Below are 24,112 nucleotides of genomic sequence, written 5' to 3' on the forward strand. Positions count from 1 at the left end.
CTTGATTTTCGATTCGCCGGGTGGCTAGAGTTCTCTTGTCAGCTACGGACGGATCAGGAGCAGTCATGGCCGAGGCACCGGCGGCGACGCGCCGCCGCAAACTCACCGCGGAGCGGGAGCGCGAGCTGCTGCGCGTGACGGCCGAGCTGGTCGGTGAGGTCGGTTACGAGCAGGTGACCATGGCCGCGGTCGCGCAGCGGGCCAAGTGCAGCACGGCGACGCTCTACCGGCAGTGGGAGAGCAAGCCGCGGCTGGTGATCTCGGCGTGGAAGGCCCTCAGCAGCGAGGCCGGGAACGACCTGTCGCAGATCGACACCGGCAGTCTGCGCGGTGACTTGACGGAGGTGGCGCGGTACCTGGTGACCGATGACCAGGTCAAGGACACCTTCACGTCGGTACCGCCCGCCATCGTCCAGGACGAGAGCCTCATGGAGATCGTCCGCGAGATCCTGATCCATCCGATCCTGCACGACCTTGCTCAACTGTTGGACCGCGCGGTGGCCAGGGGGGAAATCGAGGCCGGGCACCCGGTCATCGGTCTGGCGGACCAGATCCTGCTGGGCCCGTGGCTCGCGCAGATCATCCTCCACGGAACACCGGCAACCCAGGAACTGATGGAATCCGTCGTCGACTTGGTTCTCCTCCCGGCCCTCACCACGCAGCCCGCCACCGTCTGACCCGACTCCAGCCCCGACTGCCGCCCCGGCCGCGCCACCCCTGGCCCTGCCGGCGACCACCCACACCCTGACAACGGCTGAGCGCCGCTCGTCCACTTCCGCATGCCCTCCCAGGGCCCCGCGCCCACGTCGCCGCCGGGCTCAGGGCACCGCACGTCCAAAAACACCATCGATACACACCATCGATCCGGAGCATCTCCCTCATGGCTACCTTCCTGCACAAGATCGGCGGGGCCGCGTTCAAGCGGCGCCGGCTGGTCGTCCTCCTCTGGGCACTCGTCCTGGGCGCACTGGGCGTCGGCGCCGCCAACAGCGCGGGCCCCGCCAGTTCGAGCATCTCCCTGCCCGGCACAGAGGCCCAGCGGGCCTTCGACCTCCTGGGGGACAAGTTCCCGGCCGCCAACGCCGACGGAGCCACCGCCCGCGTCGTGCTGCGCGCACCCGACGGCGAAAAGATCAGCAGCCCGGAGAACAAGGCCGCCCTCGAAGCGACCCTGGCCGACATCAAGGACTCCTCCGCCCGCATCGGGCAGATCAGCGACCCGTTCGCCTCCAAGGCACTCAGCGCGGACGGCACCACCGCCTACGCCCAGGTCACCTACACCGCCAAGGAAGCCGACCTGACCGACGGCGACCACGAGAGCCTGGACAAGGCCCTGGAATCGGGCCGTGCCCAGGGGCTGACGGTGGAAGCCTCCGGCAACGCGCTGGCCGCCCCCGAGGAGAGCCACACGGCTGAGGCCATCGGTTTCGCCCTGGCAGCCGTCATCCTCCTCATCACGTTCGGCTCCCTCACCGCCGCCGGGCTGCCCCTGCTCACCGCACTCGTCGGAGTGGGCGTGAGCATCGCCGCCATCACCGCGCTCAGCGGTCCGCTCGACCTCAACAGCAACGCCTCGGCTCTCGCCACGATGCTGGGTATCGCGGTCGGAATCGACTACGCCCTCTTCATCGTCTCCCGCTACCGCTCCGAACGCGCGGACGGCTACGACGCCCGTGAGGCCACCGCTCGCGCCAACGGCACCGCGGGATCCGCCGTCGTCTTCGCGGGACTGACCGTCGTCATCGCCCTCGCGGGCCTGGCCGTGGTGAACCTGCCCATCCTGACCGCGATGGGCCTCGCCGCCGCCGGCGCCGTCGTCATTGCCGTCCTCGTCGCCACCACCCTGGTCCCCGCGCTCCTGGGCTTCGCCGGAGAGCGCGTCCGGCGCCCGGCACGCAAGAAGACCGCCGCCGCCCCAGCCACCGCCACCGAAGGCGCCAAGCCGGGCAAGCCGGGACTGGGGCAGCGCTGGATCTCCTCCATCCTGCGCAGGCCGGCCAGGATGCTGCTCCTGGCCGTGATAGCCCTCGGCGTGATCGCCCTGCCCGCCACGAAGCTTGAACTCGGGCTGCCGGATGACGGCTCCAAGGCCGCCTCGTCCACCCAGCGCAAGGCATACGACATGCTGTCGCAGTCCTTCGGGCCCGGCTTCAACGGTCCGCTCACCGTGACCGTCGACGACCAGGACCCGGCCGTCGCCCGCAGCGGCGCCGAAGGCATGGGCACGTCCCTCGCCGGCCTGCCGGACGTGGCCGCCGTGACCCCGGCCGTCTTCAACCAGAGCGGCGACACCGCGATCATCACGGTCATCCCGAAGAGCGCACCGGGCAGCGACGCCACCAAGAAACTCGTCGCCGACATCCGCGTCCTGGCCGGTGACCTCCGGTCGGACACCGGTGCCCGCTCCCTGGTGACCGGCACCACGGCCCTCAACATCGACATCTCCGACAAGTTCAGCGCGGCCATCGTGCCCTACCTGGCCCTCGTCGTCGGCCTGGCCGTCCTCGTGCTGATCCTGGTCTTCCGTTCCATCCTGGTCCCCGTCAAGGCCGCCCTCGGGTTCCTGCTCTCCGTGCTGGCCTCCCTGGGCGCCCTCGTCGCGGTCTTCCAATGGGGCTGGCTGAAGGACCTCATCGGCCTGGAACAGACCGGCCCCATCATGAGCCTGATGCCCGTCCTCATGGTCGGCATCGTCTTCGGCCTGGCCATGGACTACCAGGTGTTCCTGGTGACCCGCGTGCGAGAGGCGTACGTCCACGGCGCCGACGCCCGCACCGCGGTCGAGACGGGCTTCAAGCACAGCGCCACCGTCGTCACCGCAGCGGCCCTCATCATGATCAGCGTGTTCGCCGGCTTCGTCGGCTCCCACGACGCCATGATCAAGGCGCTGGGCTTCGGCCTGGCGGTCGCTGTCGCCTTCGACGCGTTCGTCGTCCGCATGACGATCGTGCCGGCGGCCCTCGCGCTCCTCGGCAAGCGCGCCTGGTCCCTGCCCGCCTGGATCGACCGCGTCCTGCCCAACGTCGACATCGAAGGCGAAAAGCTCGCCCGGCACGCCCCCGCCGCTCCCGCGGACCGCGAACCCAGCTTCGCCGGCTCCCCGGACAGCAGCCGCTGACAGCTGACCCTCCCCACAGGCCCGCGGCCGCCTCGGCGCCGCGGGCCCGGCACGTGCCCGAAGGACGCCGGCGCACCACCGGGCACTCCTCGCGGGCGGCCCCACACTCCACACCCGTCCGTGACGCCCACGCGCACGGGCGGAGCCGGCATCCCGCTCGGCGGGGGCAACCGTCAGGGGGCGCGAAGGCGGTGCAGACCGCTTGTGGGCGGTCCCTTCACGGGGTGCGTGGGGTGACGAGCCCGAAGTCGTACGCGGCGATGACGGCCTGGACGCGGTCTCGGGCGCCGATCTTGGCCAAGAGGTTGCTGACGTGCTTCTTCACGGTCGATTCCGTCAGGTGGAGGTGCTGTGCGATCTCGCTGTTGGACATGCCGTGCGCGATCGCGACGAAGACGTCGCGGGCGCTGAGTTCGTACGGCATCGGCCGCGGGGCACGGGCCGCGGCGGGCTTCTGCAGGAGGTGGGTGGTGAGGAGGCGGCGCGTCATCCGGGGGGAGATGACGGCGTCGCCGACGGCTACGGAGTGGATGGCGGCGAGGAGCTCCTCGGGGCGCGCGTCCTTGAGGAGGAAGCCGCTGGCACCGGCGCGCAGCGCCTCGTAGGCGTATTCGTCGAGGTCGAAGGTGGTCAGCACGATGACGCGGCTGCGTGCGCCCGAGGCCACGATGCGGTGGGTGGCCTCGATGCCGTCGAGGCCCGGCATGCGTACGTCCATCAGGACCACGTCGGGCCGGAGGTCGGCGGTCATCCGGACGGCCTGGAGGCCGCTCTCGGCTTCGCCGACGACGGTGACGTCGGGGCGATCGGTCAGGAGCATGGTGTAGCCCATGCGCTGGAGCGGCTGGTCGTCGACGATCAGGACCGTGGTCACGAGGGCTCGCTCTCGTCGGCGGGCGTCGGGGGTGAGTCGTGGAGGGTGGCGCGCAGGGTCCACCCTCCTCGGGGGTCGGGGCCGGCGGCGATGTGGCCGTCGAAGAGGGCGACCCGCTCCTTCATGCCGATCAGCCCGTGGCCCCCGCCGGGCGTGGAGGCCGGGACGTCGGCGCGGCGGGTTCCGGTGTCGGTGACGGTGATGTCGACACGGTCGGCGTCCCGTCGGATCCCGATGGTGAGGGGGGCGCCGGGTGCTCCGTGTTTGAGTGCGTTGGTCACGGCTTCCTGAACGATGCGGTAGGCGGCGAGCTGGAGTCCGGGGGTGATCGTGTCCGTGTCGTCGGGCAGGTCGAGGTGCACGGGGCTGCCTGTCGCACGCACCCGGTCCGCGAGGGCGGGCAGGTCCCGGAGACCGGACTGGGGAGCCAGGTCCGGGCTTTCGTCGTCCGGTCCGCGCATCACGCCGACGAGGCGGCGCAGTTCGGTGAGCGCCTGGCGGCTGCTGTCGGCGATCATCCGCGAGGCCCGCGCGGTCGCGGCGGGCTGGGATCCGGCGAGATGGGCCGAGCCGTCGGCGAGGCTGACGATGACCGCCAGGTTGTGTCCGACGATGTCGTGCAGTTCTCTGGCCATGCGCGCACGTTCCGCGGCGACGGCTTGCTCGGCGCTTCGGCGCCGCTCCTCTTCGAGGTGCTCGGCCCTGGCTTCGAGGGCCGTGATGTGCATCAGGCTGCCCCGTAGCGCAAGGCCGGCCAGGACAGCCGCGCTGGTGATCCCGACGAGCGCGGCGATGCCGCCGGCTCTCGTGTCGAAGCGGAAGGCCGAAGCCGCCAGCGCGCCTGTCGTGGCGGCCCAGGCCCACAGGCTGTGGCGGGGACGTGCGTGCAGGCCGACGTTGAACAGCGCCGGCACGAGGGCGATGCCGCCGCTGAGCCACACTCCCTGCATCCACTGGCCGAACGAGACCGCGACGATCACGGCCGTGACGACGAGGGGAGCGCGTCGCCTCCACCACAGCGGGACGATGAGGGGGAGCTGCGCCGCCAGGACCGTGGCCTCGGACTGCTCACCGGGATTGATGTGCAGGAACTGCGGCTGGAAGGGGCCGGCGGCCAGGGCGTCGGGCAGACCGATGAGGAAGAACGCGGCCACGATCACCAGGTCCCACACGGCCGGCGCACGTTTGTCGAACGCACGGACCCGGGCGGCACCGGCGCGCAGGACACCCGGGAGGGCGGAGCGCCCACCGGGTCCGCGCCAGGCGTCGGCGGGCCGGTCCGGGCGGGTCTGGGGGCGTCCGCTCTTCATCGGTCTCTCTCGTTCGGGTCACACGTCGCTGCGGGTGAGGCGTACGGCCCCCGCGGCCAGTGCGACGACCGCCCACGCGGTGAGCACCGCCGCTCCGGCACCGGGACTCAGCAGGTCGCCGTCACCGTGCAGGGCCATCATCGCCCGTCCCGCGTGGCCGGGCAGGTAGGGGATCACGGCGTCGGCAATGCTCGCGGGGAGGATGAAGGTGAGGCTGTCGATCACGAACACCACGCCCGCGATCACCGCGACGCCGCCCGCCACGGACCGCAGCAGGAAGCCGAGCGCCACTCCGATCACGCCCACGAGGGCGAGATACGCCATCGTTCCGGCCAGTGCGCGCAGGACACCGTCGTCGGACAGCGACAGGCCGAACGCGGTCCCGTCCAGGGCGGCGGCGCCCAGGAGGAACGTCACCATGGCGGTGACGCCCGCGACGAGGAGCGACGCGACGGCGAACACGAGGGCCTTCGCCCACAGGACGGGGATGCGGCGGGGCACCGCCGACATGGTCGACCGGATCATCCCGTTGCCGTACTCGCCGGCACTGAAGATGACGCCGAGCACACCGAAGCACAGCTGGGCGAGCATGGCTCCGTTCGTGGCCAGTGAGACTCCGTCCGTGCCCGCCTCGGCGGGCGTCTTCCCCGCCGGGTCGAAGACGAAGCAGGCGACGGTTCCGATGGCCGCCATCAGGATCGCGGCCAGACCCATCGTGAACCCGGTGGAGCGCACACTCCAGAGCTTGATCCACTCGGAGTGCAGGACCCGGGCGAACGAGACCTTCGCACGGGGCGAGGAGGCCCTCGCGGCGGTGACGGCGCTCACAGCGTGACCTCTTCCATGTCGGCGGTGACGTATTCGGCGCTGTCGCGGGTCAGCTCCATGAACGCTTCTTCGAGGGAGCTTCCGCGAGGCGTGAGTTCCACCAGCGCGATGTCGTGGGCTGCCGCGACACGCCCGATGTCCCGGGAGCCGAGCCCTTCGACGAGCAGCCGGCCCGCGTCGGGACCGGCGGTCACGGACACCCCGGGGAAGTCCAGCAGGCCGCACAGCCGGTCGGCGTCGTCCGTGACGACCGTGACTCCCTTGCCACCCGCGCTGCGCACGAACTCATCCATGCTGCTGTCGGCGAGCAGCCGCCCCCGGCCGATCACGACCAGCCGCTCGGCGGTCAGGGCCATCTCGCTCATGAGGTGGGAGGAGACCAGGACGGTACGCCCTTCGCGGGCGAGACGCTGCAGGAGGTGCCGCACCCACAGCACCCCTTCGGGGTCGAGGCCGTTGACCGGCTCGTCGAGCATCACCACCGCCGGGTTTCCGAGCAGCGCGGCCGCGATACCGAGCCGCTGCCCCATCCCCAGCGAGAACTTCCCCGCCCGCTTGTCCGCGACGCCCTCAAGACCGACGAGGTGCAGCACCTCGTCCACCCGCTTCCCGGAGATGCCGTGCGTGGCCGCGAGGATCCGCAGGTGACCGCGGGCCGTACGCCCCGGGTGCAGCGCCTTGGCATCGATGAGGGCACCGATCTCGTGCAACGGCGCGGGAAGCCGCGCGTACCTCTTTCCGTTGACCGTCACCGATCCCGAGGTCGGCGTGTCCAGCCCCACGATCATGCGCATCGTGGTGGACTTGCCGGCGCCGTTGGGGCCGAGGAATCCGGTGACGGTCCCCGGCTTGAGGGAGAAACTCAGACGGTCCACGACCGTCTTGTCCCCGTAGCGTTTGGTGAGCTGCTGCGCCTCGATCATGACCTCGGACTCTCGTTGTTGCTGGTGACCTGGGCGCTTTCACGCTACGTACGGTCCCGGCCGCGGAGGATGGGTCGCAGGTTCCGTCTCCGGGGGCGCACCGGTACGGAAGTACCAGTGGGGGGCCGTGCGGGACGTGAGGCGTCGGCCGAGTCGTCGGCCAGGGCGGCGGGCAGCTCCCTGGGGTCCACGAGCAGCAGCAGGCCGGGATCGGCTCCCACGAGGGCCGACCGCCTTGGTCGACGCGCCGTCGCGGGGGTGGGCCGGGTCAAGCGCCGAGCACCTCGTCGGCGCTTCGCGGCTCTGCGCGCGGCTGCTGGTTGAGCTTGTGGCGCGCGAGGGAGGATCGTCGGTAGACCTCCTTGCGGGCCCGCATGATGTTGCCCAGGGGCGCGTGCTCGGCGGTGACCCGCCAGGGCGTGAAGGACAGCGTGTCCATCTTCTCCAGATTCTCCGGGCCGGAGATGTCCTGCCGGGGCAGCCGCAGCTTCGCCACGGTGACGGACGGCATGAGCTGCTCGGGCCACTCCACGGTGGTGTCCTCCACCGGCATGCGCTCCAGGTCGGTGCAGAGCTGGACCTGGATGTCGAAGGCGTAGGGCCGCTCCTGCAACTCGGCCTGCAGCGCCGGTCGGAAGACCTCCGCTGCCGAGGCCGGGTCGATGGCGCGCCGGACCACCGCGGCAGCGGAGGACGGGTCGGGGGTGATACGCACCTTTGCGATGTAGTCCCCGTGCCGGACCGCGCCCATCGTCCAGTAGCTCGACAGCAGCAGGTTCGCCGGAGGGATCCTGGACAGGCGCAGGAAGGCCAGGAACTCGTCCCACGCCCAGTTGTCCTGGTCCAGCGTTCCCTTCCCGGTCACGAACTCGGTGAAGAAACGACGCGCACCGGGTCGGCCCTGCGAGAAGTAGGCCGGCGCGTTCAGGAACAATTCCTGGATGAACAGGTAGTGCTCGACCGTATTGCAGAAGAAGATCGGTCCGTTGATGTTGGCGTAGTCGAATGTGCCGGTGTCCGGTTCGTCTTCCAGCAGGGTCGGGCCGGGGAGGTCGAACATCTTCAGCGCCAGTCCGGTGGCGGCGCCGAGTCGCGCGTCGGCTCCGGCGTGAGGCGAGCCGTTGGAGAAGCGGATGAGCGCATCGTGGGTTCCCGGAGTCGCGTAGATGCCCTGGGCGTACTCGGGGGACAGCCCGTCCAGGATCTCCACTTCCCCTCGGACCAGCCCGTAGCCCTTGGCATGGGCGTCGCGAAGGGCCCGTCCGGTACCACCGGCCTTGACCGACTCGGCGATGTAGCTCTCGGTCCTTTCGATCACTCTCTGCACGTCGCGGTCGAAGTTCGGGTCGTCGTCCTCGACGTCAGGCGTGTAGCGGACGAACTGTGCTGCCATGACTTCGACCTCTTCTCGGAGAGCGTGATCGGACCTCAGGGGGTGGGAGTCGTCGTCAGTCCTCCAGCTCGGTGAGCCATCGCAGGGCACGCAGACCCGGCAGGAAGCAGTACTCGCCGCCGCGGGTGACCACGAAGCTGGGCAGGTTCTGCAGGCGACGCCGGACCGGCCTCTCCGGGATGGTGACGCTGCCGGTTCCGCCGTGATGTCCGGCCACCGGATCCTTCTCGCCGGGGTGGCCGATGAAGTTGCCGTCGTTGACCCATTCGGCCTTGATGAACTCAAACTGCCGTTCCAGGTGGGCCCCGATGAATACGCCGACCAGGCCGCGGTCGGCGCCGTCGTCCTCCAGCACGCCCTCGGGCAGCGGTGGGCCGTAGGTGGTGCCGCGGCGGATGAGGCGGTGCATCCGTGCGTCGCCGATGATGGTGGCATCGCGGGGGTTGGTACGCCGGATGTGCGCACCGGCGGGGCACCGGAACCCTCGGTCGTCGTTCTCCCGGTACAGGAAGTTGTTGACGCGGTGCGGATCGGCCGCCAGCTCCGGATCGTCGTGCTCCGGCGCCAGCGTCAGCGGCGCGCCACTCGGCCAGCGCCCGACCATTTTGGCCGCCAGGAGTGCCTCCTCCTCGGCACTGGACGTGTGCGCGCGCAGGTACCGGCGCCAGGCCGCCACGTTGGTGTGGATCTTGCGAACGGCTACGTAGGTCCCGTTGCGCCCCAGCACATCGGGGCTGGGCATGGGCGGCAGGCTGCCGGTTTCGTCGAGGTAGCCGAGGATGAACTCACCGGCCTTGACGGGGGCTTCCCGCGGGTTGGAGCCGGGCAGTCCGACGCCCTCGATGTTCGGATGGCTGATGCCGTCGCGGAAGCCGAAGGTGGTGCGCCCGGTGGGGAGCTGGTGGACGTCCTGCTGCCAGATCACCTGGACACCGGGTGTGTCCTCGTAGGCGATGCGAGCCCGCTCAAGCTCCTTGTCCAGCTGTGCCGTATCGGAGGAGAGTGCGCTCAACGCGATGTGGACATCACCGGTACCGAACGGTGCCTCCCAGTGGGCCGGCGCACTCTCGCCCGTGTCACCGATCAGCTCGGCGCGCGCGGCCATGCCCTCACGAAACGCCTGCGGAAAGCTGTCCAGCGATTCCTGAGGAACCCCCAGGGCCCTCAGCCCCTGGTAGGTGAACGCCACAGCCACCCAGGCGTCCCGGTGGGGGTCCACGCCGGGCAGACCACCCGAGGTCACCGGAAGCAGCCGCCGCAGCAGGGCCCGTCCGGCATGGCGGTCATCCACGCGCAGAAAGATGAACCTCCCCTCGTACGGCACGGGCCTCGGACGCAGTGCCCCGCTCTGGACGTCGTCGATCTCGACCCGCACGGCCGCGCTGCTGCCGTCCGCTGTGTTCATGGTCGCTCGTGCCTCCGCATCGGTCTCTCCCGGACAGCCTTGCAAGGGCCGACTCGCACGCGCACCGGCCGACTCGGTCCACCGACGGTGGCTGGGCTCCGCGGGTTGGCTGTGTCCGGGTTCGCGCCCGCCACGGATTACGGGGACAGGTCTCAGGCCGAGGCCTCCTCCAGCAGCTTCCGGAAGGCCGGCGTGGCCACCAACTCCGCGTTGGCCGGGTTGTCCAGCGCCGCCCGGAACTGGGCGGTGTCCAGCACCTCCTGGAACGCGTCGTCCACGCGGTGGTCCTTGTAGATCTGCTGAACGGTCAGGTCCGGATAGGCGCTGACGAAGACCCCCGCGGGCTCCTGGTGGGCGACGAACCAGTCCTTCACCCCTGGATCGGTGATGCCGGGGAACCCTTCGCTGTGCGAGAAGACCTTGTCGAAGCGGGATCCGACCACCGTCTGGGCGAAGTCGTCGATGTAGGTGTCCCAGGAGCCGTCGAAGACGCTGGCGAACATGAACCGGGTGTCGTTGTCGAAGATCACGTGCCGTGCGTCATGCAGGGTGCCGATCTGGCGCACCGCCGCATGGACCTTCTCGTCATCCGCCGTGTCGGCGAGCGTGGCGAGATCCCTACGCAGCGCATCCGCGTGGCCCGGCTTGATCTCGGTAAAGACGGTGAACTCGCTGCAGACCCCATCCGACCTGCCCGGGCGCTCGGGGTGAGCCGATGGGGTTGCGCCTGTCGTCGCAGTCATCGTGACGTCCTCCTGCTGCGGTCGGTGCGAGGGTCACCAAGCGCTCGAACACGAGGCGCCATGGTCCTCACCTCTTCATCCTGACCACATACAAGTCGCCTCGCATCCCCGGTCCGGGATAATGCGGTTACGGGGGCGGAGTGGCGGAGTATCGAGAGGGTCCGGCACCACGAGATCCAGCCTGATCGGTTCGCTGTTCCCCGACATCGCACGGCTACGGTCCGCACCCGCTGGCTGGCGAGGTGCGCCCCGTGAGCCGGAGGGGCGTCGAGACGCTCAGCGGTCCGGAACATCCGTCCGAGCTGCGCGACGGTGCAGACCGCCGAGGACCGCCGTCCGGATGGACCGCTTCCGGACAGGCTGCGGCCCCGGTTCCGGACCCCTTTCCCACACGTCCCGGACGCGCCCGCCACAGTCCCACGGCTCCGCGTTCAGGCGGTCGGGTCACCCACTTCCGTGAAAGGTCGCCCGACTCGACAGCCGCCTCGACTTCTGTCTGGAGGCAATCATGGGCAAGGTTCTCGGTGACGTACTGGGTCTTGCAGCCGGCGTCGCGATCAGCCCGCTCCCGATCATCGCCGTCATCCTCGTACTCGCCACGCCCCGGGGACGCCTCAACGGAGTCCTCTTCACCGTCGGCTGGATCCTGGGGCTCTCGGCGCTGGGCGCGGTGATGCTGGCGATCGCTTCCCCCGCAGGTGCCTCTGGCCACAGTCACCCAGCCACCTGGGTGGGAGCCCTCAAGCTCGCCCTGGGCCTGTTCCTCCTCCTCTTCGGCGCCCGGCAATGGCACCGGCGCCCAAGGGATCCGTCGCAGGCCCAGCTGCCGAAGTGGATGGGCGCGATCGACCGCCTCGCGCCGGTCAAGGTCTTCGCACTCGGACTGGCCCTGGCCGCGCTCAACGCCAAGAACGCCCCGCTGACCATCGCCGCTGGTGCCGCGATCGGCTCAGCCGGACTGCCGGCCGGACAGCAGATCGCATCGCTGGCGATCTTCGTCCTGATCGCCACCCTCGGCCTGCTGGCCCCCCTGGGAGTTTTCCTGCTCGGGGGCGAGCGGGCCAAGACCACGCTCGGCAACTGGAAAGACTGGGCAGCCCAGCACAACGTCGCCGTGATGGCGGTCCTGTTCTTCGTCCTCGGGCTGAAACTGCTCGGAGACGGCCTCTCCGTCCTCACCTCCTGACAGGCGGGTCTCACGCGTGCCGGCGTGGTCCGAATCCTGGCCAGGCCGACCGAACCGGAAAGCGATCCGCTCGGGTCAACACCACCGCACTCGTATCGCAGCCGGAGCGGCGTCGACCGCCGGTCGGCGACGATCGCATCCTCTGCACGATCGGCAACGGAGGGCCGGTGGTGTGGGTCGCACACGTCGGACATCGCTCCACCGTTGACGACACCTGATCTCCGTCAGAAGGAGCGGTGCCGCTGTCCGCACCGGCCACGCCGGGCTGTCGGTAAGGGCTGCTTTCATGGCGCCATGAGCACTGTGCACGAGACCGCCGCCCTCCTCCCCGCCCCCGCCGAACTCCGCGCCCACCTGAGCGCGTTGGCCGTCCTGGACGCCACGATCGGCGACGATCCGCAGTTCCGCCGCTACACCTTCGACACGGCTTGGGGCCCCGGCGAAGAGGCAGCCCTGATGGAGAACGGCTCGGGGGACGAGTTCTCCGTCCTCTTCACCCCGGCCGGGGTGCTCATACGCGGCTTCGACCACGAGTCGGAGATGAGCCCGTACGCGACGGACGACGAGCGGGTCTGGCCCGGCGTCATCGACGAAGTCCCCGCCTCACTGCGCCCGCTCCTGGACGAACCCGCCTTCCATGACGAGGGCATCGACGCCCCTCGGGTCACCGCCTGTCTGTGGCGGGAGACCGGAGACACGGCCTGGCACGCCGGCTCCGCCATCGCCTTCCCGCCCGGCAGTGAGGACCCCGACGGCTCCGGTTTCCTCTTCCACCTGCTCACCGACCGCTCCCCCGAGGCGGTCCGGGCCCACTTCGAGGACTACTACGAGCGCCCCGTCCCCCTCGACGCCGTCCGCCATGTCCTCGCCGGGCGTCCCCTCACTCCCGCGATCGCCGCAGCCCTCAACCCGGACGCGCTCTCGGACAACGCCCTCCTCCGCAGGATCGCCGCGCATACCGAGGCCGCTTCCCACCTGGCCTGCGACGGCGAGTTCGACGTGGCCCGCACCGACCCGATCGAGCCGATCACCCTGCCCAACGGCCTCCCGGTGGAGCCCATCGCCGGCTGCAACGCGGGCGGCACCCACTACCTCTGTGGCCCGGCCGACCTCGGCGGCCCCCGCCCCGTCCTCTACACAGACTCCGAGGGCCAGGCCTCTCTGATCGCCGAGTCCCTCGCCGAGGCCCTGACCCTCGTCGTCGTCCTCCCGTCCTGGCACGACGCCCTGGCCGGCTTCCGACCCCCGGCCCTCAGCTCCGACTACCTCGACGACCACCCGGACCACCCCGCGGTCCGTGATCGTCTCCTCGCCGCCCTGCGGCTCCCCCCGGCCACTGAACGGGAAGTTCTGGACCGCCTCCTCACCACCGCCGCCCGCACCGTTCCCGACGGCTTCCTCCCGCACCGGCCCGATGAGGAGGGCTCCTCCTTCCAGTCGATGCTGGCCCAGAACCCGGCGACCAGAACCCGGTGACCAGAACCCGGTGACCAGAACCGGGTGACTGTAGAACCGGGTGACCAGAACCGGGTGACTGTAGAACCGGGTGACGGCTTCGACCCGCAGGAGACCGATGCCGCGGACACCGGTTACGGCGCGAACGCTGACTTCCGCCACGCCCTGGAGGGCCGTGGCCCGGCCTGCGCACTCCAGGTCAAGGGCGAGTCGACCGGGGGATCCGTCGCTCCGCGGTCATCCTGCGGGCAGCCCCGGATGGCCGTGTGCGGTAGCGATGCCAGGTATGCCGGGTCGAGGCTGGGACCATGCGTGCGAGACATGATCGTCGAAGGTTCCACCGCAGTCGTGCAGGGGGGCTGGTCGGGCTGCTGTGTACGGGTGCGCTGTCGCTCCTGGTGCCGCAGGCCGCGGCCCAGCAGCCCGCAGGTGCCACGCCCTCCGGGAGCGAGGCGTGCTCGGCGAGTACCGGACCGTATCAGCGACAGTTGGAGGAGTTCCTGAAGCGGCCGGCGGACGGGCGCCAGTCACCGCAGGACTGCGCGGCCATCCGTGACTTCCAGCGCACGCACCAACTGGGCCGCCAGGACGGCTACGCGGGCCTGGAGACGTACCGTCAGACGCAGATCGTGCGGGCGGGCACGCATCCGAACGCTGACGGATCCTGCCCGGTGGATGTCGGCAGGGTCGTGTGTGTCGACATGACACGCCAGTTCCTGTGGCTGCAGAACGGCAAGAAGCTGGAGTACGGCCCGGTGGCCACACGTACCGGCCGCTGGGGCGAGGAGACCCGCCCGGGCATGCACAAGATCTTCCGGCGCGTCCGCGATGACTACTCGCAATTGTTCGACAACGCGCCCATGCCGTACGCGCAGTACTTCGACGGCGGCCAGGCGATCCATGGCCGGTACGACGACTTGTTCGACGGCAGCGGTTCGGCCGGCTGCGTCAATCTGTCACTCAAGGACGCCAAGGTGCTGTGGGACCGGCTCGGCATCGGCGCCCCGGTCTTCGTCTGGGGCCGGAAACCCGGCACCTGAATAGGCCGAGAGCACGTGCCGGGCGCGACCTCGTGCGCCGGAGGCAGCGATCGGCCCCGTAGCTCATCGCGTGGGCCCCGCATGACGGGCCCAGCCTTCCGGCAGGCACTTGATGACGCGGTACCACCATTCAGGTGGCGACACCGCCCCCTCCCCCCGCCTCACATGAACATATAGAACATTTGCCTATGGTGCGCGCATGAGACTTGCACAGACACGCCTCGTGAGCCTGGCGCTCACAGCTTCCGCAGCAGTGTTCTTCTCTCCCGCAGCCCAGGCGTCCGCCGCCGGCTTGCCGGCGGCGCAGCAGCCGGGTTCACAGACGTTCGTTTTCACGGGCGCTCCCCAGCAGTTCACCGTCCCCGAGGACGTCTGCTCGCTGTCCGTCACGGCGTACGGGGCCGCCGGAGGCATCGGTCAGTACGGGGTGCCGGGCGGGCAAGGGGCGCAGGTGTCCGCGTCGCTGGACGTGACGGCGGGCCAGGTCCTCACCGTCGATGTCGGCGGTGCGGGCCGTGCCGGAGACGATCCCGACGCGCCCGTCCAAGGCGGCTACGGCGGCGGAGGAATGGGCGGCGCCTACCGAGTGGACGGCCAGATCAGGGGGATCGCCGCAGGAGGCGGCGGCGGGCGGACGGTCGTCAGCGCCGGGTCGACTCCGCTGATCGTGGCGGGCGGAGGAGGTGGCGGGGGCGCGTCCCACTTCTCCTCGGACATCGGCGGTGGGGACGGCGGAGAAGCCGGCGAGCCGGGCACCGGGCTGTCCGGGGACGACGAGGGCAAGCCGGGACGCCCTGGTGGGGAAGGCGGCCAGGGCGGCATCAACGTCCCGACCGCGGAACCGAACGGTGAGAACGGTTCCGCGGCCGACGGACCGGTCGGTGGGCGCGGCGGCGACAACCTCGGCGACCCGCACGGCGGCGCAGGCGGCGGAGGAGGCGGCGGCGCGACCGGAGGCGGTGGAGGCGCCGCATCTCCGACCGCCCACAACAGCGGGGCCGGCGGCGGCGGAGGCTCCAGTACGGGCCCCGAAGGCGCCACCTTCGTCACCGGCGCCCGCCAAGGCAACGGCGAAGCCACCGTCCAATGGGAGCCCTGCGCCACCGCCACCGGCGAACTGACCGTCACGAAGTCCGACCGGACGAACGGGGCGCTGCTGCCGGGCGCGGTCTTCCAGCTGTGGCGGGAGACCAACGACACCGACGGCCTCCAGACCGGCGGCAGCGACCCCGACACCAAGATCGGCAGCGCCTGCGCCACCGACGAGCAGGGCCTGTGCACCTTCGACACCCTGGAGCCGGGCCTGTACTACCTGGAGGAAACCGGCGTCCCCGAGGGCTACCAACTGCCCGAGAACCCCATCGCTGGTCCCTTCGAGCTGACCGAACAGGACCCCGCCCTCTCCACCACCATCAGCAACACCCGCGGCGAACCCTGCAAGGGCAAGCACTGCAAGTGACCCCGGGCCCACCCGCGCCGCGTCGGGGCCTGGCGACGTGTCGCGCCGGTCACCAGCCACGCGCTGATGGGACCAGAAGACCGCGAAGGCGGACGCCCACCCCCAGGCCATCAGCTCGGCCGCGTCCGCGACAACGAGCCGCGAGAATGACGATTTCCTTGTCCGTGACCACGTGGACGAGGCGGTGCTCATCGTCGATCCGCCGCGACCACGCCCCGGGCACGTGGTACTTCAGCGGTTCGGGCTTGCCGATTCCAGTGAAGGGGTCGCGTGTGACGTCTTCGACGAGCTTGTTGATCCGAGCGAGCATCTTGCGGTCGTTCTTGAGCGAGGACGTGTAGTCCTCCCAGCCCTGACTTCGCGGTTATCGGGGCTGCCACGCCCGTACGAGGTCCTCCGGTCCCCAGTGCGCGGTGAGCGGCAGATCATCGGTCACCCCACAGCGGGAGACCGCGACCAGTGGAGTATCCGGAGAGGCACCGGGGACGGCCAGCATGTCGCGCACCAAGGCGTCGTACTCATGACGGCCGAAGGGCTGGGTCTCCAGCCACTTGACCGACCCGACGAGGGACACCTGCCGGGCCACCGGCTCGCGGTCTGCACCGATGAGGTCGATCTCCGGGTTGTTCTGACGGTTCCACCAACCGCCGATGGCCTCGGTCTCGGGCCACTCGTCATTGGGCATCAGACGCAGCAAGGACGCGCGGATCAGTGGCTCGACCGCTCGCCCGCGCCAACTGGTCCATGACCGCTCGATGCGTTCCAGTGCCAAGTCACCGCGGCCTCGCTCGATGAGTGGGATCGCGCGGGCCAGGAACGCCAGCCAGAACCGCAGATACGGGTCGGCGATCCGGTAGCGCTTGTTCTTGCTGTCCGACTTGACCGACAGGGGGAGATCAGCAGCCAGGACTCGCTTGGCCTGCAGCATGGCCAGCAGCGGGGAGAGCGTGCCGGACGGCAGAGCGGCGGCGCCGCCGGCCTGGGCTGCGATTGCACTGAACGTCCGCTCACCGCTGCCCACCGCTTCCAGCACGGCCCGTGAGTGCGAAGCCTCGGGGAATTCGCCCAGCAGGGACAGTTCGCCGGCCACCAGCAGGGGCGAGAGAGGATTGGCGACCGACGCCTGCAAGAAGGCCGTACGCCCCATTCCCGGCCGCCACGACTGCACGATCTCGGGGAATCCGCCAGTGATCAACTGGGCGTCGACGGCCCCTGCGGCGTCGAGTTCGGTCATGGCCTGTACGTCGGCCAGGTTCAAGGGGTGGACGGTCATTTTCGCTGCCCGACCGAAGAACGGCCGTCCGTACGACTGCAGTGCCTCCATCACCGATGTATCGCTGCCAACCAGCAGCAGAAGCACGGGCTTGGAGGACAAGTGACGGTCCCAGACCGTCTGGAGTGCGCCCTCGAATTCCTGGTCCTGCTCGACCAGCCAGGGCACCTCGTCGATCACCGCGATGCTGGGCGAGTCATCGGGGACCGCGAGCGCCAGAGAGCGCAGGGCCTGGTTCCAGTCCTGCGCCTGGAGGCCGGCGACCAGCTCCGCCCCAGGCAGTAGCGACTGCGCGAGCGTCGCGGCAAAGTCGGCGCGCTCCGTCACAGGGTTGCGCCCACGGGTGGCCTGAAACACCACGTACGGCGCTCCCGAGCGGTCGCAGAACTCCTGGACCAGTCGCGACTTCCCTACGCGGCGCCGGCCCGTCATGATCACAGCCCGCCCCCGAGTGGCCCCAACCGCCTCTACCACTGTCCGGTACTGCTCAGCCAGCAGCTCAAGATCTCCGGCCCGACCTTGAAACTCCACGACGCACCCCTGAAGGCAATTAACGTAGATAGATTCTTACGTAGATTGAATCTTACTTCACCTCGCAACCTGATGGATGGATCGAACGGGAAAACCCTGGGGCAACGAGACTGCGCAGGTGAGCGACCGCTACCCCTACCCCTGCTGCGGGCGTCGCGTCCTGGACGAGACGCCCGGCGCGTACGCCATCTGCCCTGTCTGCTTCCGGGAGGACAACGCCATCCAGTCTCGGTGGCCCACCATGGATGGCGGAGCGAACAAGGTCTCCCTCATCCATCAACGACCTGGCCGACCACGCCCAAGTGATCCTCCACTCCCAGTTCTGGCAGGTGGACGCCAGCTGCACATACGGCGTCTCCGGCACCGGCCTGGACTGGGAACTCGACTGGACTGAGCCCTGGGAGCACCTGGCCGAAGAGTCCCGCACCTGGCCCCTGCCGAAAGCCTCCGAAGCTCCCGCCGACGACAACATCTTCGTCGCCCCCACCTGGATCGACGAGCGCTGCGACTTCGTGAACGACTGGACCCCGCCCGTGATCCTGTCATTCTCGATCGCTATGTACCGATCACGGTCGACCCCGGTCACTCCAAGAAACGGACCGGGAAACAACGGAGAATGAAAGAGGCAACGGGCAACACCGCCGAACCCCGATTCTCCAGGCGCGCGTCGTGCCAGACTCACTTTCGGATGCGGACCGAAACGACGCCGTCACAGCAGGTGTTCGCCGTCGGGTTTCGTGTCGACCGGTGATCGTCGGATGACGGCTCCCGTGAGGGCGGACGGCTCTCGCGGTCACTGTTCAAGGGGAGGCTGATGATGAGCACGACTTTATGTTTTGGCCCGGAACTTCGCCGTTTACGAGTAGAAGCGGGCCTGACTCTGACTGAGTTCTCCGTGGCGCTCAACTACGACAAGGGGCACATAAGCAAGGTCGAGCGCGGGGAGCGTTCCGCGTCCTCCGAACTAGCCCGGCGGTGCGACGCCTTCCTCGGCGCGGATGGCGAGCTGCAGCGCCTGGTCACCCGACCCGAGACGGACTCGGACTCGGGCACCGCCGAATCCCCCGCCGGTCCGAGCCGCTGGCTCGTCGGGCGCCGGGCGGTCCTCTCGGCGGGTACGGGAGCGCTGATCGACCTCGGCCTGAAACTCGGCAGTCAGGCGCTGTCCTCCGCCGACGACCCCCTCCTGCCCTCCTTCCGCATGCAGTTCGACCAGCTGCGGAAGCTCGGTCAGTCCACCGCACCCAAGGTCCTGCTGCCCCTGCTGGAGACGCAGACCCGGATGATCGCCGGACTGGCCACCGACGCCCGGTCCGCGTCCCGGGCCCCTGCGCTCCTGCTCGCCTCGCGGTTCGCGGAGTTCACCGGCTGGATGGCCCAGGAAGCCGGGGACAGCGACGCGGCACTCGGCTGGACGGGCGAGGCCGCCGAACTGGCGCGCGCCGGGGGTGACCCGTACCTCGGTTCCTACGCACTGGTGCGACGCGCCCTGGTCACCATGTACGGAGGGGACGCCGCTGGCACCGTCGCCCTGGCCCGCCGCGCCCAGAGCAGCGAACTCCCGCCGCGCATCCGGGGACTCGCGGCCCAGCGGGAGGCCCAGGGGCACGCGCTCGTCGGCAACGAAGTCGACTGCCTCCGCAGCCTCGACAGGGCGCGGGAACTGCTCGCCAGCGACGACGCCCGCAATGGCGCTGAGCCCGTGATCGGCACCTCCCATGTGAGCGATCCGGCGGCGATGTCGACCGGCTGGTGCCTGCACGACCTCGGCCGCCCCAAGGCCGCCGCCGAGGTACTCGACCGGGAGTACCGCCGCCTCCCGCCGCACGCGCTGCGTACCCGCGCCCGGTACGGCTTCCGCCGGTCCTTGGCCCATGCCGCCTCCGGGGAGGTCGAGCACGCGTGCGCGATCGCCGGGGATCTTCTGGGAGTGATGCCGGCCGTGCCCTCGGCGACGGTGAACAGCGACGTCCGGCGTCTCGCACGGGAACTCTCCCGGTTCCGGAGCAGCCGCGCCGTACGTGATCTGCAGCCCGCGCTGGCACGCGTGCTCGCCCCCGCGCACGACTGACAGCCCCTCCACGAGCGGCACAGACTCGAGCCGCCCAGCTCGCCGGACTACCCGGTCCCTCCGGCCCTCCGACCCTCCGGATCCCACGATCCCCGGCGGAATCCTCTGACCACCGCTCGACGCGTCGCATCGCGCCCCCGGCTTCTTCGGGCTGCCCGCGACCAGTGACGCACCAGGCGGCGCCCCTCCATCCGCACGCCCTCCCGTGGATGCGCCATGCGGTCCACACAGTCGGGACCTCATGGCCCGGGCGGACCGGAGCCCCGGTCCACAGCCCCGTGCCCGTTCACCCCGTCTTCCTTTCACGAAGGGAACCTTCATGTCCGACGTCTTCGTCAACTACCGCACAGGCGACGAGGAGTCCGCAGCGACCATGATCGCTCGGGAACTCGCCCGTCGGTTCGGCGACGAGCGGATCTTCTTCGCCAGCAACTCGATCGAGCCCGGACGCCGTTTCCCGGTGGAACTGGTCAGGGCGGTGGAGGAGTGCGAGGCTCTCCTCGCCGTGATCGGCCCGCGCTGGGCGGAGGTGCGGGGGGCCGACGGCCGCCCCGCCCTCGAAGCCGAGCAGGACTGGACCCGTCGCGAGATCCAGACCGCGCTCGACCGCGGAGTCCTGGTGATCCCCGTGCTCGTCGGAAAGGCCACGAGGATCGACCGCTCCGTCCTTCCGGACGATCTGCTGGAGCTGGCGGACTGCCAGTACAGGCGGTTCGACCACCGCAACGCCGAATCGGACCTGACGGCGCTCGGCGACACCCTCGCCCGGCTCCTGCCCGAGCTGGGTGCGGTGGACCGCGACGCCCGTGCGGCGCGGGAGCGGGCGGAGGCGAAGTCCCGCAAGAAGTCGCCCAAGGATGCCAGGCACACCAGAATGCGGACGCGCGACGTCGAACAGCGCGTGCGCGGCATCGGAAACCTCAACGGAAATCTGTCCGGCACCTTCGTCAACGAACCGCAGGGGCCCGTGAACACCGGTGGGGGGCACCAGTACAACGCTCCCCACTTCCAGGGCGACAACACCGGGGTCCAGTTCACCGCGGGCGACAACAGCGGTACGGTCCACCAACGCTTCGAGCGCGAGCGTCGGCGCTCGGACGACGGACGATGACCGAGCAGGACCGAGTCACCGTCAACGATCCGCGTGGCCCGGTGAACAATGGCGCAGGGCCCCAGTACGTCTTCTACGGTGGCGCTGATTGGATGATCCGCAAAGGGGTCGAGTCTCTCCGGATCGTCCGAGAGGACCGGGTGCGCCTGGCCGACCGGTTCGTTCGGCCGGTCGGCTATCGCATCGCGGCCGGCTGCCTGGAGAAGCCCGGATCGGTGGTGCTGCTGGAGGCCGCGCCCGGCAGCGGCCGGCGCGCCGCAGCGATCATGCTGCTGCACGAGCTCGGTGAGGACGCAGGCGCTGAAGAGGAGCAGGAGGAGGACCGGTTCGAGGAGCTTCCCGCCACGGACAAGGACGAGCCCACTCTCGCCCCCGGCAAGGGGGACCGCTTCCTCCTCGACCTCTCCGGGATCGCCGACGAGGAGGCGTATGCCAAGGCCCAGCGCCTCCTGGTCGTGCGCCGGTCACAGGTCCAGGAGGCGGGGGCCCACATGGCGGTCGTCCTGCCGTCGGGCATGGAGCACGCCCACGCGCCGGAGCTTGAACCGCACACGGTGGCACTGGGGCGCCCTCGGGGGATCGCCGTCGTCACCCGGTACCTCCGTATGGACCGGATGGCCTTCCACTCCACGGACCTGGGGAGCTACGACCTACAGCGCCTGTGCGAACGCTCCCCCATGCGGGAACTGGCGCGCCTCGCGGGGCTGGTGAGGTCTGCTCGCGACAGCGGCCGGTTCGGCGTCGACTTCGCGGGATGGCTCGACCAAGCGATGCACGCGGTGACCGACCGTGCCGGTGAGGTGGGTCGGCAGGTGGCCACGGTCCGCACCGCGCCCGAGCGGGCCCTGCTGCTTGCTGCGGCAGTCTTCGAGGAGGCCCGCGCCGACACCGTCTACGAAGCGTGGCACGGCTTGATGAGGACGGTGAGGCACGAGGAAGAGACGACAACCGAGCTCGCACAGACGGATTTCGGGGAGCGATTGGCGACGCTCGGGATCGAGCGGGACCTGGAAGGGCGGCTCCACTTCGGCCGGCTGGCCTACGCCGACGCGGTACGGACGTACTTCTGGGCGAACTTCCCCGGGACGCGCGACGACCTCAGGAATTGGATCGGCCATGCCGCCGGGCTCCACGGTCTGACCACCGACGACCGGGTGAACGTCGTTGTCCGCTTCGGCGAGCGGTCCCTGGCCGTCGGGCGGCCCGACCACCTCTTCGACCTTGTGGTCCACTGGGCGGACCACGCGACCGGGACGTCCTGCGACCCACGAGCCGTGGCGGCCCTCGAACTCGGTCTCAGCCACGAGCGGTTCGGGGGATGGTTCCGCAGACGGATGTACGAGTGCGCGAGGTCCGGCCCCTTGTCGGACGGTCTCATTCGCGTCCTGACCGCTGCCTGCCTCCAGAGCCTCGGCGCGACGCACCCGGATCAGGCGATGGTGCGGCTCCATTACCTCGCCGTACGGAAGGGGGAGGCGGCACGCGGGGCCCGGGAAGTACTTCTCGACCTCGCCGGCCGCGACCGTCGGCCCTACCGGCTACTGATCGACCGCCTGCGGGACCGGGCGCGTCGGGAGCCGCGCGGGACAGAGCTCCATCTCCAACTGCTCGCTGAACTGTTGAGGAGCGACCGGGCACCGGAGCCGCCGTCGTGGCCGGACCTGTTCCTGGGCTGGGAGACGGTTTTCTCCCATCCGCCGACGGAGCTCTGGAACCCGCTGGTGAGCAGTTGGCTGAACGCCGCGGCGGGCGACAGTACGCGGGAGATGGCGCTGGGCGTGATGGTCGGGGCGACACACGGCCGCACAGCCGCTCTGCACCGCCTCTACGCCATCGCCTGCGACTGGGCGGGGCCCAGGCACCACCCGTCCCGGGCGGCCGTCGCCGCCCTCTTCTGGCAGCACATCGACAACGCGCAGTACGTCCGCACGGAGAGTGCGAAGCGTGCGGGCGCCGGACCACGGACCACGGAAGAGGCACGATGAAACACCGCTTTCCCAGCCTGCTGTCCGTTGCTCTCTGCGGCCTCGCACCGGCTGTGCTCGGAAACCTCCTGCACTGGTCGGCGTGGCTGTGGGGCTTCATGTCCATGGTCACATCCTCGGGCTCCCTACTGCTCGTGATGACGGTCCTCAGCGGTGGCCGCGCGTCGGCCGATCCGTACGAGCCCGAGGAAGCTGAGCCGCCCGCGGCGCCGACGGAGCAGCCGTACCAGGAGACTCGGGTGGTCGACGCGGCGCTGCCGAGCGCAACGGACGGCTACGACTTCCTCTTCTCCGCCACCGTGTGGTGGAGGCCGGTCCCCGACCACGCCGACTGGTCCGACGGCGCCTCCCCAGCCCTCGCCGTTTCCTCGGTCGTCAGCCGGGCCCTGCAGGTCGTCCGCCACGAGGAGCCCGGCCGGGCGAGCTTCACACGGTACCTCCTGGAAGGGGAGCTGGGCGCCCCGCTCTCGGACCGGAGCGGACGAGTGAAGGCCCTGGCGGCCGATGTGACACTGACCCTCGCCCCCGCCGACCGTGAGCGCCTGCGGAAAATGAACGACCTTCGCAAGGACGAGGAACTCTGGGAGTACGAGCGTCAGCACGAGCGCAACAAGCGGGGCTACCTCGGTGACGACGTGCTCAAGAGCACGGGCAGCGCCGTGGTGTGGTGGCTGGCCCGTCACGAGGACGACATCGAGAAGGCAGTCGACATGATCGGTCCGCTCGCCCAGATCTCGGCGGCCGCCAAGAACGAGGAGGTGCCCGAGATCTTCCGGCACCTGCTCGTCCCGCCCGTGGACGCGCGGACCGAAGCAACCGTCGGAGGCCCGCTGTGGGACGGACACGCCCAGGGAGGAGGGACGTTCGACCGCGAGGAGGAAGTGGGGGTTTCGGATCGGCTGCTCCTGCTGCTGGCGGCGGTAGGCCTGAAGCCGGACATGGATGAGTACACGGTGTTCGTGCACCGTGTGGTGCGGAGCCTGGAGGCGGCCGGGCTGGACGAGGCCGCCGAGGAGATCAGGCGGACCCTTCTCCCGGCGCCCGACGAGGGGCCGGAGGGTGAGCCTCCAAGCGAGGGGGACACCACCGGGCCCTGGTCGCCGCGCTTCCAAGCCCCCGAGGGCGCGCCATTCACCAACGCGGCCGCGGACCCGGATGCCGACGCGGACACGTTCACGCCGGGGTCCGCGGAGAGCGGCGCAGGCGAACGGAACCAAGACCGGCAGGAGACGAGCGAGGACGACATGGCGCCTCCCTACTTCTGGGACACCTCGCACAGCCCGCACCGGCCCGCCGCACCTCGCGCACAGGACGAGGACGACGAGGACAGGAGCTGATCCGGTAGACGGTCGGTCCTCCGAGGCTCCCCCTTCACCGCACACCGCGGCGGGGGAGCCGTTCCTGTCC

General features: G+C 70.0%; 19 protein-coding genes and 3 pseudogenes. 13 read left to right on the forward strand and 9 right to left on the reverse strand.

Features of this window, described 5'->3' with window-relative positions; translation table 11 throughout:
- The first annotated feature begins 65 nt into the window (after window positions 1–65).
- Together ACFVUT_RS07780 and ACFVUT_RS07785 are read left to right on the forward strand one after the other, a co-directional pair.
- Window positions 66–677: a TetR/AcrR family transcriptional regulator gene (locus ACFVUT_RS07780; protein ID WP_389643734.1), complete on the forward strand. Its 612-nt coding sequence runs from the start codon at window positions 66–68 to the stop codon at window positions 675–677.
- Between the two features lie 203 nt (window positions 678–880).
- Window positions 881–3,118 carry an MMPL family transporter gene (locus tag ACFVUT_RS07785; protein WP_389643731.1) on the forward strand — a complete coding sequence of 746 codons (2,238 nt, stop codon included), beginning with the start codon at window positions 881–883 and terminating at the stop codon, window positions 3,116–3,118.
- A gap of 217 nt (window positions 3,119–3,335) precedes the next feature.
- On the opposite strand, the gene ACFVUT_RS07790 is transcribed toward ACFVUT_RS07785, so the two are convergent.
- The 7 genes from ACFVUT_RS07790 to ACFVUT_RS07820 all read right to left on the reverse strand — a co-directional run bounded on the left by ACFVUT_RS07790 (window position 3,336) and on the right by ACFVUT_RS07820 (window position 10,594).
- On the reverse strand, window positions 3,336–3,992 hold the full coding sequence (locus tag ACFVUT_RS07790; protein ID WP_389643729.1) for a response regulator: 657 nt from the start codon (window positions 3,990–3,992) through the stop codon (window positions 3,336–3,338).
- Window positions 3,989–5,302 (reverse strand): sensor histidine kinase, encoded by a 1,314-nt coding sequence (locus ACFVUT_RS07795; RefSeq protein ID WP_389643727.1) that lies wholly within the window; start codon window positions 5,300–5,302, stop codon window positions 3,989–3,991. The genes ACFVUT_RS07790 and ACFVUT_RS07795 overlap by 4 nt, the downstream gene beginning before the upstream one ends.
- A gap of 18 nt (window positions 5,303–5,320) precedes the next feature.
- Entirely contained in the window at window positions 5,321–6,130 is an 810-nt protein-coding gene (locus ACFVUT_RS07800) for an ABC transporter permease (RefSeq protein WP_389643726.1), read from the reverse strand.
- Window positions 6,127–7,053, reverse strand: a complete 927-nt coding sequence (locus ACFVUT_RS07805; RefSeq protein WP_389643724.1) for an ABC transporter ATP-binding protein — start codon at window positions 7,051–7,053, stop codon at window positions 6,127–6,129. The genes ACFVUT_RS07800 and ACFVUT_RS07805 overlap by 4 nt, the downstream gene beginning before the upstream one ends.
- A gap of 268 nt (window positions 7,054–7,321) precedes the next feature.
- Window positions 7,322–8,446, reverse strand: coding sequence for a catalase family protein (locus tag ACFVUT_RS07810; RefSeq protein WP_389643722.1), 1,125 nt, complete (start codon window positions 8,444–8,446; stop codon window positions 7,322–7,324).
- A 55-nt stretch (window positions 8,447–8,501) separates the two neighbouring features.
- A complete protein-coding gene (locus ACFVUT_RS07815) occupies window positions 8,502–9,851 on the reverse strand; it encodes a Dyp-type peroxidase (protein WP_389643719.1) in 1,350 nt (449 codons plus the stop codon).
- A gap of 152 nt (window positions 9,852–10,003) precedes the next feature.
- On the reverse strand, window positions 10,004–10,594 hold the full coding sequence (locus ACFVUT_RS07820) for a hypothetical protein (RefSeq protein ID WP_389643716.1): 591 nt from the start codon (window positions 10,592–10,594) through the stop codon (window positions 10,004–10,006).
- 508 nt (window positions 10,595–11,102) lie between these two features.
- Here ACFVUT_RS07820 and ACFVUT_RS07825 point away from each other — a divergent pair.
- The 5 genes and pseudogenes from ACFVUT_RS07825 (at window position 11,103) to ACFVUT_RS07845 (ending at window position 15,734) form a co-directional block, all read left to right on the forward strand.
- Window positions 11,103–11,780, forward strand: a complete 678-nt coding sequence (locus ACFVUT_RS07825) for a GAP family protein (protein WP_389643713.1) — start codon at window positions 11,103–11,105, stop codon at window positions 11,778–11,780.
- A 24-nt stretch (window positions 11,781–11,804) separates the two neighbouring features.
- Window positions 11,805–11,998 (forward strand): annotated as a pseudogene (locus ACFVUT_RS07830) (type II toxin-antitoxin system RelE/ParE family toxin); the annotation flags it as partial.
- Between the two features lie 76 nt (window positions 11,999–12,074).
- Window positions 12,075–13,256: a hypothetical protein gene (locus ACFVUT_RS07835; RefSeq protein WP_389643710.1), complete on the forward strand. Its 1,182-nt coding sequence runs from the start codon at window positions 12,075–12,077 to the stop codon at window positions 13,254–13,256.
- Between the two features lie 287 nt (window positions 13,257–13,543).
- Window positions 13,544–14,275 (forward strand): L,D-transpeptidase family protein, encoded by a 732-nt coding sequence (locus ACFVUT_RS07840; RefSeq protein WP_389643707.1) that lies wholly within the window; start codon window positions 13,544–13,546, stop codon window positions 14,273–14,275.
- 199 nt (window positions 14,276–14,474) lie between these two features.
- Window positions 14,475–15,734 carry a prealbumin-like fold domain-containing protein gene (locus ACFVUT_RS07845; protein WP_389643704.1) on the forward strand — a complete coding sequence of 420 codons (1,260 nt, stop codon included), beginning with the start codon at window positions 14,475–14,477 and terminating at the stop codon, window positions 15,732–15,734.
- A gap of 133 nt (window positions 15,735–15,867) precedes the next feature.
- Here ACFVUT_RS07845 and ACFVUT_RS07850 read toward each other — a convergent pair.
- Both ACFVUT_RS07850 and ACFVUT_RS07855 read right to left on the reverse strand, forming a co-directional pair.
- Window positions 15,868–16,089: pseudogene (locus ACFVUT_RS07850) on the reverse strand (Txe/YoeB family addiction module toxin); the annotation flags it as partial.
- A 9-nt stretch (window positions 16,090–16,098) separates the two neighbouring features.
- Window positions 16,099–17,538, reverse strand: coding sequence for an ATP-binding protein (locus ACFVUT_RS07855; protein WP_389643701.1), 1,440 nt, complete (start codon window positions 17,536–17,538; stop codon window positions 16,099–16,101).
- Window positions 17,539–17,614: 76 nt separating this feature from the next.
- On the opposite strand from ACFVUT_RS07855, the pseudogene ACFVUT_RS07860 reads away from it, so the two are divergent.
- The 6 genes and pseudogenes from ACFVUT_RS07860 to ACFVUT_RS07885 all read left to right on the forward strand — a co-directional run.
- Window positions 17,615–17,758, forward strand: a pseudogene (locus ACFVUT_RS07860) (CPCC family cysteine-rich protein); the annotation flags it as partial.
- A 25-nt stretch (window positions 17,759–17,783) separates the two neighbouring features.
- A complete protein-coding gene (locus ACFVUT_RS07865) occupies window positions 17,784–18,158 on the forward strand; it encodes a hypothetical protein (RefSeq protein WP_389644861.1) in 375 nt (124 codons plus the stop codon).
- 194 nt (window positions 18,159–18,352) lie between these two features.
- The gene (locus ACFVUT_RS07870; protein ID WP_389643698.1) at window positions 18,353–19,609 is read left to right on the forward strand and encodes a helix-turn-helix domain-containing protein; all 1,257 of its coding nucleotides are present in this window, start codon (window positions 18,353–18,355) and stop codon (window positions 19,607–19,609) included.
- Between the two features lie 319 nt (window positions 19,610–19,928).
- A complete protein-coding gene (locus ACFVUT_RS07875) occupies window positions 19,929–20,720 on the forward strand; it encodes a toll/interleukin-1 receptor domain-containing protein (protein ID WP_389643695.1) in 792 nt (263 codons plus the stop codon).
- A complete protein-coding gene (locus ACFVUT_RS07880; RefSeq protein WP_389643692.1) occupies window positions 20,717–22,705 on the forward strand; it encodes a hypothetical protein in 1,989 nt (662 codons plus the stop codon). The genes ACFVUT_RS07875 and ACFVUT_RS07880 overlap by 4 nt, the downstream gene beginning before the upstream one ends.
- Window positions 22,702–24,042 (forward strand): hypothetical protein, encoded by a 1,341-nt coding sequence (locus tag ACFVUT_RS07885; RefSeq protein ID WP_389643689.1) that lies wholly within the window; start codon window positions 22,702–22,704, stop codon window positions 24,040–24,042. Before ACFVUT_RS07880 ends, ACFVUT_RS07885 begins: the two co-directional genes overlap by 4 nt.
- The last annotated feature ends 70 nt before the right edge of the window (window positions 24,043–24,112 follow it).

Origin of the sequence: Streptomyces sp. NPDC058051 (assembly GCF_042885475.1) — a bacterium.
In the GTDB taxonomy this organism is placed as follows: domain Bacteria; phylum Actinomycetota; class Actinomycetes; order Streptomycetales; family Streptomycetaceae; genus Streptomyces.